This is a genomic window from Glaciimonas sp. OK215, assembly GCF_057787885.1.
This window is the reverse complement of sequence record NZ_CM173544.1, coordinates 2,398,303-2,414,204: the sequence shown is the minus strand read 5'-3', so window position 1 is coordinate 2,414,204 and position 15,902 is coordinate 2,398,303. Positions and strand designations below refer to the sequence as shown.

General features: G+C 57.6%; 15 protein-coding genes. 3 read left to right on the top strand and 12 right to left on the bottom strand.

Going from position 1 to position 15,902, the window contains the following annotated elements:
• The first annotated feature begins 35 nt into the window (after nucleotides 1-35).
• The 3 genes from AC3CHX_RS10820 to AC3CHX_RS10810 are packed head-to-tail and all read left to right on the top strand — an operon-like array spanning nucleotide 36 to nucleotide 2,919.
• Complete coding sequence (locus AC3CHX_RS10820; protein WP_488644017.1) at nucleotides 36-1,172, top strand: MlaE family ABC transporter permease; 1,137 nt, start codon at nucleotides 36-38, stop codon at nucleotides 1,170-1,172.
• Between the two features lies 1 nt (nucleotide 1,173).
• A complete protein-coding gene (locus AC3CHX_RS10815) occupies nucleotides 1,174-1,971 on the top strand; it encodes an ABC transporter ATP-binding protein (RefSeq protein ID WP_488644016.1) in 798 nt (265 codons plus the stop codon).
• 18 nt (nucleotides 1,972-1,989) lie between these two features.
• Nucleotides 1,990-2,919, top strand: coding sequence for an MlaD family protein (locus tag AC3CHX_RS10810; protein ID WP_488644015.1), 930 nt, complete (start codon nucleotides 1,990-1,992; stop codon nucleotides 2,917-2,919).
• A 44-nt stretch (nucleotides 2,920-2,963) separates the two neighbouring features.
• Here AC3CHX_RS10810 and AC3CHX_RS10805 read toward each other — a convergent pair whose 3' ends face one another.
• The 12 genes from AC3CHX_RS10805 to AC3CHX_RS10750 all read right to left on the bottom strand — a co-directional run bounded on the left by AC3CHX_RS10805 (nucleotide 2,964) and on the right by AC3CHX_RS10750 (nucleotide 15,730).
• A complete protein-coding gene (locus tag AC3CHX_RS10805; RefSeq protein WP_488644014.1) occupies nucleotides 2,964-4,115 on the bottom strand; it encodes an ABC transporter substrate-binding protein in 1,152 nt (383 codons plus the stop codon).
• Between the two features lie 148 nt (nucleotides 4,116-4,263).
• Nucleotides 4,264-5,613 carry a TRAP transporter large permease gene (locus tag AC3CHX_RS10800; protein WP_488644013.1) on the bottom strand — a complete coding sequence of 450 codons (1,350 nt, stop codon included), beginning with the start codon at nucleotides 5,611-5,613 and terminating at the stop codon, nucleotides 4,264-4,266.
• A complete protein-coding gene (locus AC3CHX_RS10795; RefSeq protein ID WP_488644012.1) occupies nucleotides 5,613-6,182 on the bottom strand; it encodes a TRAP transporter small permease in 570 nt (189 codons plus the stop codon). The genes AC3CHX_RS10800 and AC3CHX_RS10795 overlap by 1 nt, the downstream gene beginning before the upstream one ends.
• The gene (gene dctP, locus AC3CHX_RS10790; protein WP_488644011.1) at nucleotides 6,179-7,198 is read right to left on the bottom strand and encodes a TRAP transporter substrate-binding protein DctP; all 1,020 of its coding nucleotides are present in this window, start codon (nucleotides 7,196-7,198) and stop codon (nucleotides 6,179-6,181) included. Before dctP ends, AC3CHX_RS10795 begins: the two co-directional genes overlap by 4 nt.
• A gap of 139 nt (nucleotides 7,199-7,337) precedes the next feature.
• Nucleotides 7,338-7,880, bottom strand: coding sequence for a GNAT family N-acetyltransferase (locus AC3CHX_RS10785; protein ID WP_488644010.1), 543 nt, complete (start codon nucleotides 7,878-7,880; stop codon nucleotides 7,338-7,340).
• A gap of 83 nt (nucleotides 7,881-7,963) precedes the next feature.
• Entirely contained in the window at nucleotides 7,964-8,800 is an 837-nt protein-coding gene (locus AC3CHX_RS10780) for a hypothetical protein (protein ID WP_488644009.1), read from the bottom strand.
• A gap of 156 nt (nucleotides 8,801-8,956) precedes the next feature.
• Nucleotides 8,957-9,619: a dihydrofolate reductase family protein gene (locus AC3CHX_RS10775; RefSeq protein WP_488644794.1), complete on the bottom strand. Its 663-nt coding sequence runs from the start codon at nucleotides 9,617-9,619 to the stop codon at nucleotides 8,957-8,959.
• A gap of 369 nt (nucleotides 9,620-9,988) precedes the next feature.
• On the bottom strand, nucleotides 9,989-10,681 hold the full coding sequence (locus AC3CHX_RS10770; protein ID WP_488644008.1) for a hypothetical protein: 693 nt from the start codon (nucleotides 10,679-10,681) through the stop codon (nucleotides 9,989-9,991).
• 43 nt (nucleotides 10,682-10,724) lie between these two features.
• Nucleotides 10,725-11,111 (bottom strand): type II toxin-antitoxin system VapC family toxin, encoded by a 387-nt coding sequence (locus AC3CHX_RS10765; RefSeq protein WP_488644007.1) that lies wholly within the window; start codon nucleotides 11,109-11,111, stop codon nucleotides 10,725-10,727.
• Nucleotides 11,108-11,353, bottom strand: a complete 246-nt coding sequence (locus AC3CHX_RS10760) for a type II toxin-antitoxin system Phd/YefM family antitoxin (protein WP_488644006.1) — start codon at nucleotides 11,351-11,353, stop codon at nucleotides 11,108-11,110. The genes AC3CHX_RS10765 and AC3CHX_RS10760 overlap by 4 nt, the downstream gene beginning before the upstream one ends.
• A gap of 106 nt (nucleotides 11,354-11,459) precedes the next feature.
• Nucleotides 11,460-12,470, bottom strand: a complete 1,011-nt coding sequence (locus AC3CHX_RS10755) for a succinylglutamate desuccinylase (protein WP_488644005.1) — start codon at nucleotides 12,468-12,470, stop codon at nucleotides 11,460-11,462.
• Entirely contained in the window at nucleotides 12,467-15,730 is a 3,264-nt protein-coding gene (locus AC3CHX_RS10750; RefSeq protein WP_488644004.1) for an NAD-glutamate dehydrogenase domain-containing protein, read from the bottom strand. The genes AC3CHX_RS10755 and AC3CHX_RS10750 overlap by 4 nt, the downstream gene beginning before the upstream one ends.
• Between the last annotated feature and the right edge of the window lie 172 nt (nucleotides 15,731-15,902).

Sequence of the window (15,902 nt, the reverse complement as noted above, 5' to 3'; positions counted from 1 at the left end):
GGCCGTTGACCGGCCCGCTACAAATAATCTGAGCCATGCCGGCTGACATGGATGCCGCCACCACACCGCCGCGCCTGGAACGAACAATCGCTGCCGATGGCAGTAGCCGGATTGACGTGAGCGGCGCCTGGCTCCTGCGCGCGGTCCTGCCCCATGTGCTGGTATTGCGACCGCAGTTGGCCGCCTATGCCAAGGACAGCAAGGCCCAATGGGATCTGCGCGGCGTCCAGCAACTCGACACCGCCGGTGCGCTGTTTCTTTGGCGCATGTGGGGGCGGCGGCGGCCGAACATGCTGCTCAAGCCCGAATATGAAGGTTTGTTCGCCGATCTGGCCAGCAAACAGTTTCCGGTTCCGCCGCCTCAGTCGCGAGATCCGTTGAAACCGCTGCTTAACCTTGGGCAGGGATTGCTTTCGTTTGGCGAGAACGTGTATGCGATCACTCTGTTGGCCGGCAGCCTTCTGCTCGATAGTCTGTATCTGCTGCGTCACCCAGGCAACATTCCCTGGCGCGAGATTTCGGCAAATGTTCATCGCACCGGCAGTCAGGCGCTCGCCATTACCGCACTGGTGGGATTTCTGGTCGGGGTGGTGTTGAGCTATTTATCGGCCATCCAATTGAAAAGCTACGGCGCCGACGTTTTCATCATCAATATTCTCGGGCTCGGCATCGTGCGGGAGCTGGGACCGATACTGGCGGCTATCCTGGTGGCCGGGCGCTCCGGTTCGTCCATGACGGCGCAGCTCGGGGTGATGCGGGTGACGCGCGAACTGGATGCTTTGTCGGCGATGGGCATTTCGCATACGCAACGGCTGGTGCTGCCGAAAATAGTAGCGCTGGCGGTCACGCTTCCCCTATTGATACTCTGGAGCGATGTGGCAGCCCTGATCGGCGGCATGCTGTCGGCAGATCTACAGCTGGGCATCGGTTATCAGCAATTTTTGCATGGCCTGCCCGCAGCGGTGCCGATTGCCAACCTATGGCTGGGTGTGGGCAAGGGAGCCGTGTTTGGCATTCTCGTTGCATTAATTGCTTGTCATTATGGACTGCGCATCAAGCCGAACACCGAGAGTCTGGGCGCCAGCACCACCGATTCGGTGGTAACGGCAATCACCGTCGTCATCATCGTCGACGCCATCTTCGCAGTGGTCTTCTCCAACGTGGGGTTTTAACGTGGCTACGGATAGCATTATCGAGATCGACGGGGTGTGTACCCAGTACGGCGACACCGTCATTCACCGCGACCTTAGCCTGCGCGTGAATAGCGGCGAAGTGATGGCAATTATCGGCGGCTCGGGCAGCGGCAAGACCACCTTGCTGCGCCTCATGCTAGGTCTGGAGCCGCCGTATCGCGGCACGATCAAGGTGTTCGGCGTACCGTTGCAGGGTTGTGCGGTCGGCGACCTGCGCCAGGCGCGCAATCGCTGGGGCGTCCTGTTTCAGGAGGGGGCGCTGTTTTCAGCACTCAGCGTGTATGACAACGTGGCGTTGCCGCTGCGCGAGCTGAAAGCCTTGCCGGAAGACGTGATCCGCGAGCTGGTCATGTTGAAGCTGGATTTGGTGGAAATCGATACGATGAGCGTCAACAAAATGCCGGCTGAACTGTCGGGCGGCATGGTCAAGCGGGTCGCTCTGGCACGGGCATTGGCGCTCAATCCGGAACTCTTGTTCCTGGACGAGCCCACGGCGGGGCTCGATCCCGAACGCAGCCACGGTTTCGTACAACTGATCGAGTCGCTGCGCCGCGCATTGAATCTGACCGTCGTCATGGTGACGCATGATGTGGATACATTGATGGCGCTCTCCGACCGGGTTGCGGTACTGGCGAATCAACGGCTGTTGACGGTGGGACCGTTGTGGGAGATCGTGCAACACAAGGATCCCTTCATACAGAATTTTTTCCTCGGCCACGGAAAGCGCTGTGAGCAGGAAAACATCAAGGATTTCCGCGACAAGCTGGCGATTAGCTAGGCAGAAGGAGGCAATCAAATGGAAAACCGTGCGCATGCCCTGTCGGCGGGACTGTTCCTGGTGGCGCTCTGCATCGGACTATTGCTGACCGCCATCAGACTCAACGGCGATACTGTGGACCGGCAAGAATATCTGCTGGTATCCAGAACCTCTGTCTCCGGCCTGAATCTGAATGCCCCGGTACGGCTGCGCGGCGTGGATGTCGGCAAGGTCACGGATATCCAGTTCTCCCCCGACGATCCGCATGTCATCCTGATCAAGATCGCGGTGGATAAGGAGACCCCGATCAACCAGGGAACCTATGCCCAGCTCAGCTACCTGGGCATCACCGGGCTTTCGTTCGTACAACTGGATGATGACGGCAGCAAACCGGAAAAGCTGGCGTCGAATACCCACACACTTGGGCGCATCGCGTTGCGCCCGTCATTTTTTGACCAGGTGGGTAATTCCGGACAGGAACTGCTGCGAGATACAGGGCTGGCTGCAAAGCGTGTGAATAAACTTCTGAACGACGAAAATCTGGCGCAGCTATCGCTCACCATATCCAATCTGCAGACCGCCTCGGGCCGGATCGCCGAGCTTGCCGCCGATCTGCAGCCAACCCTGAAGGCGCTGCCTGAAATCACCGTCCGTACCGACCGGGCCTTGTCGCGCGTGGACCCGCTACTCGCCAATCTGAACAACCTTACGCAGGAAGTGCGCACGCGTGTCGATACGCTCGATCACATCGGACGCACTGCAGACACGCTTGGACAGACCAGCCAGGATTTCAAGGATTCGCTGCCGCAATTGCACGGCATGCTCAACGATTTCTCGCGTAGCTCGCACACCCTGGACCGGGTACTGTCGGAGGTCCAGCAGCAACCGCAAAGTATCTTGTTTGGACCGACACCAGGCCCGCCAGGGCCAGGTGAACAGGGATTTACGGCGCCGCCCGCTGCGCGTTGATTTGCGCAAAGCGCAGCGGCAGGCGCAACATCTTCGGTCCCGGGTTATCGCAGCACGTGGCCATCACTGCCGATAACGGTCAGCTCAATGAAATTTGAGCCATCGCGGTTGGCCGGACCGTATTTCAGCGACAAGCCGCCCAAATCGAAGCCGCCCATTCCCTCCAGCGCAGCGACCAGCCCTTCGCGGGTCGGATTGGCACCGGCGCGGCGCAGTCCTTCCACCAGCACCTTGGCGGAAACGAATCCCTCCAGGGTCGGATAGGAGTCGGACAATTCACTGCGGGTCTTGAGGGCCGTCATGAATTCTTTGGAAATAGGCACGGTCGAATTTCTGGGATTCGGGAATACCTGCGTCATGCCGAGACCGCGGGCATCCTTCCCCAGGCCCTGCAGAAATAACTGAGAACTGACGTTCGACAGCGTGATCAATTGCTGCGTCCCGCCGGCCTTGCGATATTCCTGAATAAAGGCGCTGCACGCCTTGGCGGTACAAAACATCAATACAGCCTGCGGCTTGGCATCCAGGATCTTTTTGACGGCGCCTTCCACTGCGATCGTATTGCGCTCGTAATTGGCAATCACCGGTTCCGGCAGTTTCTGCTTTTTGATGGCCAGCTTCAGTCCTTCCAGCGCATCCATGCCAAACGAGTCGTTGGATGCAAACACCGCATAGCGCTGCAGCCCCATTCCAGCCAATTGCTCGACCGCCGTCCCGACTTCGTCCCTATATTTGGAGCGGACATTGAACACATAGCGGTGCATCGGTTCATGCAACGACGATGCGCCGGTCACCGGTGCGATCAACGGCACCTTGGCATCGGTGATCAATGGAATAACCGACTCGGTGGTCGGCGTGCCGCGATACAGAAACAGCGCAAAGGCGTTTTTTTCGTTGAGCAAGGTACGGGTGTTTTCGAGCGTGCGTTTTGGGTCAAAACCGTCATCCAGGGATTCCAGCACGATCTTGCGGCCGAAAATGCCGCCGCGTTTGTTAACCATGTCGAAATACAACTGCGCGCCTGCGGTAGTCTGCTTGACGTCCTCTGCGACGGACCCGCTGAAACCGGCCGACTGTCCGATCACGATGCTGCTAGCGGTGATGCCCGGCTCTGCGCCGGCGGCAGTCATGTTGAGCAAGGCAAACAGGCTGAGGCTGACGCCTGCAATCCAGGACGACTTTTGCTGCATTTTCATGGTTTCTCCAAAATAGTTATTCATCAACGTTCAAAGCGTTTGTTCTGCGCGCGCGAGTGGCGGCGGCATGTGTTGGGAAGGTTTCGGAGATTTGCTTGTTTGGTAGTCCACCTCTGGAGTCGTCATTGGGTTACACGTAGATTCTCTCTTACCTGGCGCCCATCAGCAGGTCGGGCAATCCCGTCGCAATACCCGGGAATAAGCAGAGCAACACGATCGCCAGGAACATCAACAGCAAAAACGGCAGCGTGCCGCGGATCACGTCCGACAAGGGGATATCCGGTGCGATGTTTTTGATCACATACAGATTCAGGCCGACCGGCGGGTGAATCAGGCCCATTTCCATCACCACCGTCATGACCACCCCGAACCAGATCAGATTGAAGCCGGCTTCCCGCAGCGGCGGCAAAATGATCGGCGCAGTCATCAGAATGATCGATACCGGCGGCAAAAAGAAACCGAGCACGATCACCATCAACAGAATCATGGCCAGCAGCAGCCATTTCGACAGATGCAGATCGACGACCCATTGTGCGGCCGACTGGCTGATGTGAAGATAGCTCATCACGTAGGAATACAGCAAGGACATGCCGATAATCAGCAGCAGCATGCAGGATTCCTTGATGGTCGAATTCAGGAATGGCGCAAGATCGCGCGGCCGCCAGATCCGGTACACGACCGCAATCAGCACGATCGCCAGCAATGCGCCCAGGCCCGCCGTTTCGGATGGCGTGGCAAAGCCGCCGTACAAGGCCACCATCACGCCGATCAGCAATATCAGGAACGGCAGCACGCGTGGCAGCATTTCGATTTTTTGCGCAAAGGTGAAATGCTGGTCGTCCAGATACGCCGACTTGACGCCGCCTTCCTGGTAGGCCCGGTAGGCCATGCGGTACTCCTTGCGGGCGCGATACACCGCATACGCGGCGAACAAGGACACCAGCAAGATGCCGGGGCCGATCCCCGCCAGGAACAGCCGGCCGAGCGACTGTTCGGATGCCACCGCATACAGGATCATCGTAATCGACGGCGGCAACAGGATGCCCAGCGTGCCGCCGGCGGCGATGATGCCGGCCGCAAATCCCGGCGAATAACCGCGCCTGCGCATTTCCGGGATGCCGGCCGAACCGATTGCCGAACAGGTCGCCGGGGAGGAACCCGCCATCGCCGCGAACAAGGCGCAGGCAAACACATTGGCAATGCCCAGCCCGCCCGGTACCCGGTTGAGCCACGCATGAATCGCTGCATACAGATCCCTGCCGGCCGGCGACTTGCCGATCGCGGCACCTTTCAGAATAAACAGCGGAATCGACAACAAGGTAACCGAAGCGATTTCCTCATACACATTTTGTGTCACGGTATCGAGCGAAGAAGCCGGCATGAAGAAGTACATGAAAGCGGTCGCGACCGCACCGAGGGCAAAAGCAATCGGCATGCCGGAACACATCACGACGATCGTGACGATGCCATACAAGGCACCCAGGGCAAGCGGCCCCACTACGCCGCCTTGCTGTCGCTACGACGGTGAAGATCGGGTAGCCTCGCCAGCACCTGCACCAACAACTGCAAGCTCAACAAAGTCATGCCGAACGCCATCATCGAATACGGAATCCACAGCGGCAGCGCGACCGTCGAGGCGGTGGTCTGTCCCTCTGCCCACGCCTCATACAACAGCGTCCACGATTTCCAGGAAAAAAATATACAGAATGCGAATGACGCGAGGTCGACGATCAACAAACGCAGCGCATTGAGCGAAGCGGGCAAGACCGCGGCCAATGCTTCGATCCCGATATGACTGCGATATGACTGCGCATAGCCGGCGCACAGGAAGATCACGCCGACCAGCATGAATACCGTTGCATCGTCCTGCCAGTCGGACGGAACATGGAAAAAATACCGAACCACCACCGAGTAGGTCATGATGATCGCCGTCAGCATCAGCGCCACCATCGACAGATACAAAGCCAGCTTGTTGAGGCGATCCAGCACGCCGGACAACACAGCCACTAGCGGGTGGTCCGGCATGGCAGGCCCGGCAGGCGGCTTCGTTTCGAAGCCAGGACTCATAGGAGCTTCTCCGCCAGCTTCAGCAATCTGGCGCAATTCTCATTTCTTGCCGCGTAATCCTTCCACGCGGTGACGCGCGCAATATCCTGCCACTTCTTGACTGAAGCGGCATTCAGGTCCACCACTTTGGCACCGGCTTTTTGATACACCGCGGCCACACTGGCATCGTCCGCCTGCGCCGCTTTCAGTGCGAACTGCTCCATCTCGGCACCGACCGCCATGACGGTTGCCTGCTGGTCCTTGCTCAGCCGGTCGAACGTCGCTTTGGAGATCAGTAAAGGCTCAAACATGTACCAGTACGCCTTGTCCCGACCGCTGGTCAGGCTCTTCGAGACTTCCTCCAGCCGGAACGAAATCAGCGAGGTCGACGAAGTCATTGCGGCATCCATGGCGCCGGTTTGCATCGCGGCATAAATTTCATTGGACGGCAGCGTGACGACTGCGGCGCCGGCTTCTTTCAGGATCAAATCCATCTCGCGCGAGCCGCCGCGAACTTTCAATCCCCTGGCGTCGGCCGGATCGATAATCGGTTTGGTGCGGGAGGCGACACCGCCGGCCTGCCAGATCCAGCTGACCACGATGATGCCTTTTTCCAGCAGGATTCTGGCCAGCTCCTTGCCGACTTCGGCATTTTTCCAGGCCGCGCCCACCTCGTAGGAAGTCACCAGGCCCGGCATCAGGCCGATATTCACTTCCGGCACTTCGCCACCGGCGTAGTTCAGCGGCACCAAAGAAAAATCGAGAGCGCCTTTGCGCAACGCCGAAAATTGCGCGTTAGTCTTCATTAACGACGAGCCGGGGTAAATCTCGAATTTGAGGCTGCCCTTGGTGCGTTTGCCGACTTCAGCGGCGAACATGCGCGTCAGACGATCCCGGAAATCCCCCTCATTGATGGTCCCGCCGGGGAATTGATGTGAAATTTTCAAGGCGCCCGATTGCGCCCAGGCTGACGGCAGTGACCACAATGGGATGGTCGCCAACGCGCCAAGTACCGCTCTTCTACCGATTAAAGACATCTCACTTCTCCTGTGCCCGGGAAATACACGATGTCGTTTTAGCTATTTTTCATGCTGCTGTTGACGACGACAGCGGTCTGGTATGCGAATTATATTTCTTTACTTTGAATACGCAGTATTTCTTAAAGCATTTAAGTCTTTATATAGGGTCAGGTGTTGTGTAGACGTCGCTAAATCCCAAGTTACACCACATGTGCACCTTCGAAACGAACTCCGAGCCAACGGCAACTGCAAACGGCTCAAGCCCAAACTGAGCGAAGCCACAACGCTCATATAGTGCTTGCGCAGCCATGTTTCCGTGCGTGACTGTGAGCTGCACCAGCTTGACGCCATTGCGATCTTTCGCGTGCGCCAGCGATGCGAGGACGAGTTGATGGCCAAGACCACCTTGTCTGAACTCGGATGGCACATACATGCCGAAGAGCGTAGCTTTATGCCGTGCTTTGTCGCGTGAATCGAACGACAAGCCAGCGACTCCGGCGAGGCGATCATCGCGGTATGCGCCGAAAACAACATCCGAGGCCAGAGGATCAACCTTGAGGCGAGACTCCCACCATGCGAGTGGAAATGCTGAACGCTCGGACACGCTGGAGGTGAAAGCATCAGGGTGACGTTCGTATGCCTCAAGCATGAGTGCGCGATATGCGGGGGCATCGGCGGGGGCAAGGCGGCGAATGCTCATAGATTAAGACATTGCCGGCATTTGGATTTTCCCGCTGCCACAGTTCCATTTCCGGTGTCGCGCAGTCTCGATGGTCGACCATTTCATGGCAGCTTCCGAAGGTGCCAAAACATCGTAGAAACGTTTAGCTCATTGCCTTTGTCTCTGCGACGGTACGCTAATAAGTCGCCTGAATTGATTAATGTCTTTCCCGCTTGAAAGGCGCTTTCGACGACGAAGACGTCCCATTCTTCAATATGGTCCTGTACGTCGGTTCTATGTATTTTCACCCTGCCGTCTTTAACGAGGGTCCATGTCAAAACTTTTGGCGACCCAAGTGAAGCGGCTTCCATGTCCTTCGCAGATGTAAATGGACAGGTGACTTTACTTCCTACAGCTTGAATATTGCTCGCTCGTCCGTCGGCGTAATAGGCCACTGCTTCACATTTTATTGGTAAGCTTACTTGGGACTGCCACTGGGGTGACTTAGGCCCAAAGCGAAGGTATTGCGAATTTTCGGGGAACAACCAGACACCCTCAATATCCTTCGCGGATGCCCGACGTATGCCCTTTCTGAATGGAGAAAAAGGGCAAGGAAATTGTGTGTACACGACCGTAGCAATAGAATTTTGTGACTCGGCACTGCCAGGCTCCATTGTTTTCAACTGCGTTTCCACGATAGCCCGAATCGCCGGCAGTGAAGAATCTTCATTGAGGCATAAGAACTTCGTATTGTGATCTCTAAATAGTTGAACGATGACCTTATTCACAAGATCATTTTCAATCTGCTGACCAAAGACATTTGGCATAGTGATTATGGATAAAAACAAACAGATAATCTTTGTAGCGTTCCGAAACATTAAAACTCCATTGAGTAAATCGAATAAGGGCGGCGATGCTGGAAAATGATTTGGCGTAGGTTCCCAAACAATAGTTGCCAATGCAATACCAAATTAATACGACACACCGAGGACACTCTTGGCCGATATGTGACTGTCTCAGTTCGACCCACAGCGGTCATAGCCGTTTCCCGATACCTCCCGTTCAACGTTCCGATTCAGCGGCGGCGCGGCAGCGCCGTCCGCTGCAACCGGTTGTTAGGCGTCATTGTGCCCTTGCCGCTGGAGTACAACATGGGTGGCTTTCTCCGACGCAACGAACTGAACGCATTCGTATCCCAGAGCGCGCACGTCAATCCCCTCGAACAGTCGCTCTCCCCCGCCCAGCAGGACCGGCGAGATAGCGACGTGCAACTCATCGATAAGGCCCGTACGAAGATATTGCTGGATAGTGTTAGGTCCGCCGCCAATGCGCACATCCATTCCGTTGGCTGCGTCGCGCGCCCGGTCAAGCGCCTCGTGAATACCGCCCGTGACGAAGTAGAATGTCGTTCCGCCTTCCATCTGGATGGGCGGGCGCGCGTGATGAGTCAAGATGAAAGTTGGAACGTGATAGGGTGGGTTGTCCCCCCACCAGCCTTTCCAGTTCATGTCGGGCCAGGAACCGCGAATCGGTCCGAACATGTTTCTTCCGAGAATCCAGGCACCAACATTCTTGAAGCCCCGCGCAGCGAAGTCGTCATCGATCCCCGTTGTGCCACCGTCGGCGCCAAATAGGGTCCGTTGGAACGTGCGTGTCGGGACTAACCACTGGTGCAAATCTGTCCCTCCCACGCCGAGCGGATTCCTGATGTCCTGATTCGGACCAGCTCCGTATCCGTCAAGCGAGATGGTAAAGCCCTCAACTCGGACGCGTGTCATTTTCATGCCTTCCTCTCGATTGACGCCTAACGTAATGTCAACCGCAAGACCTGCGGCTTATATCGGTCACTGCGGTGCCATAAGAATCCTAAAAAATAGCTTACCAGCTTGTTCTTCAGCGTTCACTGAAAAAATTCAGCTAAATAAAACGCCCGTGAAACCCCGCACTCAATAACGCGCAATCCGGCAGTGGTATTGCAATGAAACATGCCGCCTGCCAATCAAAAGTTGCGATACTGCATCGAATAGGTCCGACGCGGGAATGTCGCAAAATGGCCGACAAGCGCCCGTCAACCAATAAGCCGACGGACGGATGGCCGATCCGCTCAACGGTTGATGTAGACCACAATTTCTATTGGTCTAGCTGCATCAATTTGCTCGAGTGACGGAGTCTAGAACAAAGATATACTTGTTGCCTTGGCCCTCCAACAAAACCGATTCGCCAATTTCGAGGTGATCTGGCATTGCGATATTTTTCTTCACACTGTTAATACACACGGTCATTTCCCCGTAGCCTGTTTTGAATTTGTTTTCTATCAAACAAGGATGGCTGCGTGATTCTGACCCTTTACGTGCGTAAACCAACGTGGCAGGGATGACGAATGGCGAGGGAGTCGGAAGTACGCGTAGCACTAGATCCGCTGTCATCGCATCACTAAATCCAATCGCCGATCCAATGAAGCTGTAGCAAACGATGCCTAGTGCGACCAGCTTCCATCCCTTATAGCGTGGAGGCTGATCATTGTTGGGGCCAAGACCCAGCAATGAATTAGCGCGTGCTATGGAGTTTCGTCGAAGGGTGAATATTAAGGCGGTGGCGAAGAGGGAAAGCGCGAGGAAAAACACCTTACGAAACCAGTCATGGGGAGTTAGCGCAATTGTCGGAGTTCTTGTCCAGATCATGAACAGCGGAATTATTCCAATGAAGCCATAGAGAACAAAGGCCTTGATAAGCAAGTAAATCACTTTTTTTCTCCCTGCAGCAATGCTGTATGGCTCGGTGGTAGTCTTCATCAGAACTTTATATTCGTTGGGAGTCGCGCCGCGCTTAAAACCATACATGCCATGCTTAACCTCATAGCGTCTCCCCTGGTTTATTTTGGTGTTAAACCTGCCTGATAGGGCCTGAATATTGCGCAACCAACGGGTCGGCGGTCAGGAGCGTGATGCCTTCGACGATTGATTGCGCAACAAGTATTCGGTCGAATGGGTCTTTGTGGATCGGTGGAAGGCCATCGATGGAAACGGCATGTTCGCTGGTGATCGGTAGTTCGCTATAGCCATTGTCAAGCAAGCCTCGACGTAGCAACCGTGGGTCCACGCGGAAGTCATCGCGGCCAAGTCCTCGCTTAATTGATACTTCCCATAGACTGGCCGAACTGAAAAACAGCTCATTCTGTGGATCATCGAGCAAAGCGCGCGCTGCGCTCGATAGACGCTCGGGTTGCCCTGCAGCCCACAACAGCAGATGTGTATCCAATAGCAACTTCATGCATCACTGCCGAAAAGCTGTTCAATCTCTGTACGGCCCATTCGATCAAAATCGTCGGGTACGGCGATTTCACCGACCATGAAGCCCACGCGGCGAACCTGCCCGGCAGTCGGCGCATCAAGTGCTGTGACCTTTACCAGCGGCCTGCCAGCTTTTGCGATAATGAACGGTTCCCCCTTGGCGGCCTCTTCAACCAGTCGCGACAAGTGAGTTTTGGCCTCGTGAATGTTGACTGTGTGCATGACTCACTCCAGTTAGACTAAACCATGTTAGTTTAGTCATTTCTTGGCGTATGTCAATGCAAGGGCGCGTGGTCACGCTTTTGTCAGGCCACTCCCGCGCAACAGATTATTTTTCAGAAAGCACGACCATCAGCCCCGCGCGCTGGCCAATGCGCACATCCGGATTGGGGAACACGACATATTCCTGGGCCGGACCAACCCGATACACTGTCTCGCCATCCTGCGCGATAACCGCTCCCGGCGCCAGCGCCGTAAAGTTTTGGGTCGCGCCGTCAAATGCCATCCGGAATGCCTCGCTATGCTTGACGATCTCTTGCGCCACCTGGAATACATACGGCGGCTGAAGACGAAACGGCTGTGTCGCTCCTGAGCGAATCAGGCTGTCGAGCGCCGCCTGGGTGTCGGCAAACTGCGCCATGTCATTCTTCCCCAGCACGCCCACCTGCCCCAATTCCGCGGTGCAACTGATGGCGCCGAACTCGCTCGCGGTATAGGCGCTGTAGGTGGTGGCCGGTTTCGGGTTCAGGATCACCGCGGCGATGCCGGCACCGCCCAGCCAGGCGGCCATGTCCCGTTTTCCGGCATCCGCGATCGCCTCCGGAATAATGGCGAATGTCGGGTAATGCGAGCGCCGTATCGCCGTATGCAGGTCGAGATGCCACCTGGCCGTCGCCGGGGCGCTGAAAAACGCTGCGCTGGCACGCATGATAAGGTCGGCGCGCGCCGCTTCGGCCGCTTGCTGCGGCGCCTTTCTATCGGCAGAAAACAGCCGGTTCATGTCGACATCCACAAACCGCCGCCCCTGCGCAATCGCCTCCAGATTACCGACCACCACCATCAAATCGACCGCCAGAGCATGCGGTGTGCGCGCCAGCTCGGCCAGCAGATGCGCCAGCATTTCGATCGGCGCCGTTTCATCGCCGTGGATGCCGACCGACAGCAACACGCTGGGGCGCTTGCCGCGTTGCGCCGGCGAGCTGATTTGCAGGATGCCTCTGGCCGGCAGGCGCACGCTAAACCCGGCGCGATAAAATCGATCCGCAATGTCGGTAAAGTCTGCCTCGGCCAGAGCCCGTACCTCAGCCGCAACGGCGGGGGTCGTATTGTTCTCGCTCATGCGATGCTCGCAGCAAAAGGTACGGCTTCGGAAAGCGCCCAGACGTCGAGCAAGGCCTGCTCAAGGCTAGCCGGCTCGGTCACGCTGCGCTGGATACCTAACTTCCGGAGTATCGTGTCGATGGCGTGGCCCGGCTGGCTGCCCGGCGTTTGTTCCAATAGTTGCACCAGCAAGCGTTGCTGTACGCGCCGCAACGTTTTCAGGGCATGGCCGCGCAGCGCTTGCTGCGGCTGGCTAATCAAGGTCTGCGTCAATACCCGGCCCAGGCTGTCGATCCCGGCCTGACGGCGCAATTGCATGCCAAGCTGCAGGAACGCGGGCAAAGTCATGCCGTCAGGACGCGGCACCAGCAATGCGGAAAATAAAAATCCGGCCAGCCCCTGCAACGTGTCGATGGTCTGGCATGCCTGGGTAAACGCTGCCGGGCATTGCGCATCCGCAGCAACCACCGCTGCCGATCCCGACTGCGGCGCCATCCACAGATCGGCAGCCGGTTGACTGAACAAGCGCGTCAACTCCTCCAGGCCGGCGGATGCGTGCAATTGCTGTTCCGGCACCGACAAGACACCTTCGATCACCGCTGTCTGCAAGGCACGGGTACGCTGGTCGACGGCCCTGGAAACCGCGCACGGCACCAGCAAGGCATGGGCATCCAGCGTCGCAAACAGCGGCGCCAGATGCAAGGTGGTCCAGGCCTGCGCCCAGGCACGGATCACCTGCGACTCGGTGACCATATGACTGCGCGCCAGATCGATCACCATCAGCGGACCGCAACGGTTGATGACTTCATTCGCCAGCACGGTCGCCAGGATCGCATTCGCCAGCGGATGGGCCAGCGCATCGCGCGTCTGCACCAGCGCGGCCGGGAAGTACGGCGTCAGTATGGTCCGAGCCCAGCGCTGCTCGGTCAGCGCTTGTGCCGCCAGCAGTCGTTTATAGCGATTCTTGACGTTGGCGATCACCACCGCCAGTTCGGGCGCGGTCAGCCCGCGCCCCTGGGCCTTGCGGCGCGCCAATTCCGCATCGCTCGGCAATTGCTCCAGCTCGCGCGACAGCACGCCTTCTGCTTCCAGCGCCGTCAGCAAGGCGGCATAGCCGTCCTGCACCGCCGCATCCTGCTGCGCCTGCTCTTCGCGCGCCAGCAGTTGCGTTTGCAGACTGTTGTCGCGCAATACCAATGCTTCGATATCGCAGGTGATGTCGTTCAGCGTCCGGTTACGTTCGGCCTCGCTCAGGGTGCCGGCATTGACCTCGGTGTCCAGCCAGATTTTGACGTTGACTTCATGATCGGAACAATCCACACCGGCCGAATTATCGATCGCATCGGTAAAGATACGGCCACCGTTCAGCGCAAACTCGATCCGCCCGGCCTGGGTCGCCCCCAGGTTGCCGCCTTCTGCCACCACTTTGCAGCGCAACTGGCTGCCATCTGCGCGGATCAGGTCGTTGGCGCGGTCCTTGACTTGCTCGTGCGATTCGGACGCGGCCTTGATATACGTGCCTATACCGCCGTTGTAAAACAAGTCGACCGGCGCCAGCAGAATGATATGCAGCAACTGTTCCGGCGTGACGCTGACGGCATCGGTGCCCAGCGCCGTGCGCGCTTCGGGCGACAATTCTATTTTGCGCGCACTGCGCGGCCATACCCCGCCGCCGCCGGAAATCAGCTGTTTGTCGTAGTCGTCCCAGGACGAGCGCGCCAGCGCAAACATGCGTTGCCGTTCCTGGAACGAGCGCGCCACGTCCGGCGTCGGATCGATGAAAATATGCCGATGATCGAAGGCCGCCACCAGCTTGAGCTGGCGCGACAGCAGCACGCCGTTGCCGAATACGTCGCCCGACATGTCGCCGACGCCGACCATGCTGATCGGGGTGGTATTCAGATCATGGCCGATCTCATAAAAATGGCGCTTGACCGCTTCCCATGCGCCCTTGGCGGTGATGCCGAGTTTTTTATGGTCATAGCCGTTGGAGCCGCCCGAGGCGAACGCATCGCCCAGCCAGAAACCGCGCTGGAGCGCGATGCCGTTGGCGATATCGGAAAAAGTCGCCGTGCCTTTATCGGCCGCCACCACCAGGTAAGGATCGGGCTCGTCGTAACAGACGGTTTGCGCCGGCGCGATCAGATCGCCGCGCACCCGATCGTCGGTGATGTCCAGCAGGCCCGCGATGAACAGCCGGTACACCGCTTCGCCTTCCCGGGCGATCTGTTCGCGCGTGGCGTCGTTGGGCATCATCTTGCAGACAAATCCACCCTTGGCGCCGGCCGGAACGATGACCGCATTCTTGACCATCTGCGCCTTGACCAGCCCCAGCACTTCGGTGCGGTAGTCTTCCATCCGGTCCGACCAGCGCAAGCCGCCGCGCGCCACCGGACCGCCGCGTAAATGCACGCCCTCAAAACGGCGCGAGAACACAAAAATCTCACGATACGGACGCGGTTCCGGCAGCAACGCAAGCTGGCTGCTGTCGAATTTGAAAATAATCGTGTCGCCGCTCTGCGCGCTTTGGAAGTAAGAAGTACGCAGCGTCGCCAGCATCAGATCGGCGATGCTGCGCAGGATATCTTCGGTATCGGCATGATTGATGTCAGCCAGGCCTTGCTTGAGCGTGTCCAATGCCAGCGCTGCCGCAGCGCGCTGTTCGGGCATTGCCGCAGGATCGAAGCGCAGCAGGAAATTTTTAATCAGCGTGCGTGCATGGAGCGGCTGTTTGCGCAGGCATTCGGCCATGTAACGCAGGCTGAAACGGTTGCCGGACTGACGCCAGTAACTCGCATAGGCACGCAGCACCTGGACTTCGCGCGGCCGCAAGCCGGCCTCGATGGCCAGACCGTTCATGCGTCCGTCTTCGATCTCGTCGTTGAGCAGCGCCTCGAATAAATCCTGCGCGGCATCGAGAATCTGCGGCTGGGCCAGCTTGGCGGCACTGTGCGCATCGACACTCAGGCAGGTAACGAAAAAGCGCGCGTCGTCCAGTCCCGCTATCTCATGCGTTTGTTCGCGGTCGACCGCGACGCCGGCATTCTGCAAGGCAGGCAGGATCTGCGACAGGGACGGTGCGCCGTTGACCGACAGCAGGCGGATGGTCGCGCTGGCGTTCGGGCCGATTTCAATATGGACTTTCACCCGCGCAGCCGGACGCTTCGTGAGCAGTTCGGATAAATCCCGATGCGTCACTTGCGTACAGCTGCCGGACTCCTCCATCGCAACCACTTTGTCCAAAGTTTGCGTGCGCCAATCTACTGCTTGTTGTTTCATGTTTCCTCCAGGTTGGAGAAAGTGTGCGCCTTCATCAGAACCGGCTCTTCCAGCTGTGCGACACCGATTTTCATGGGAGCGGCATGGCAGGTTTTTATTCTTAAAGCCAGGAAAACGAGGGTGTGAACAAAAACACCAAAAAACCCCGGTTCCGGTAATGCTATTCAGTTAA

Excerpts from the sequence above, each read along its gene's own strand:
- AC3CHX_RS10805 (WP_488644014.1), bottom strand. The coding sequence starts at position 4,115 with ATGAAAATGCAGCAAAAGTCGTCCTGGATTGCAGGCGTCAGCCTCAGC.
- AC3CHX_RS10785 (WP_488644010.1), bottom strand. The coding sequence starts at position 7,880 with ATGAGCATTCGCCGCCTTGCCCCCGCCGATGCCCCCGCATATCGCGCA.
- AC3CHX_RS10750 (WP_488644004.1), bottom strand. The coding sequence starts at position 15,730 with ATGAAACAACAAGCAGTAGATTGGCGCACGCAAACTTTGGACAAAGTG.
- AC3CHX_RS10775 (WP_488644794.1), bottom strand. The coding sequence starts at position 9,619 with ATGACACGCGTCCGAGTTGAGGGCTTTACCATCTCGCTTGACGGATAC.
- AC3CHX_RS10770 (WP_488644008.1), bottom strand. The coding sequence starts at position 10,681 with ATGTATGGTTTTAAGCGCGGCGCGACTCCCAACGAATATAAAGTTCTG.
- AC3CHX_RS10795 (WP_488644012.1), bottom strand. The coding sequence starts at position 6,182 with ATGAGTCCTGGCTTCGAAACGAAGCCGCCTGCCGGGCCTGCCATGCCG.
- AC3CHX_RS10765 (WP_488644007.1), bottom strand. The coding sequence starts at position 11,111 with ATGAAGTTGCTATTGGATACACATCTGCTGTTGTGGGCTGCAGGGCAA.
- AC3CHX_RS10820 (WP_488644017.1), top strand. The coding sequence starts at position 36 with ATGCCGGCTGACATGGATGCCGCCACCACACCGCCGCGCCTGGAACGA.
- AC3CHX_RS10810 (WP_488644015.1), top strand. The coding sequence starts at position 1,990 with ATGGAAAACCGTGCGCATGCCCTGTCGGCGGGACTGTTCCTGGTGGCG.
- AC3CHX_RS10755 (WP_488644005.1), bottom strand. The coding sequence starts at position 12,470 with ATGAGCGAGAACAATACGACCCCCGCCGTTGCGGCTGAGGTACGGGCT.
- dctP (WP_488644011.1), bottom strand. The coding sequence starts at position 7,198 with ATGTCTTTAATCGGTAGAAGAGCGGTACTTGGCGCGTTGGCGACCATC.
- AC3CHX_RS10760 (WP_488644006.1), bottom strand. The coding sequence starts at position 11,353 with ATGCACACAGTCAACATTCACGAGGCCAAAACTCACTTGTCGCGACTG.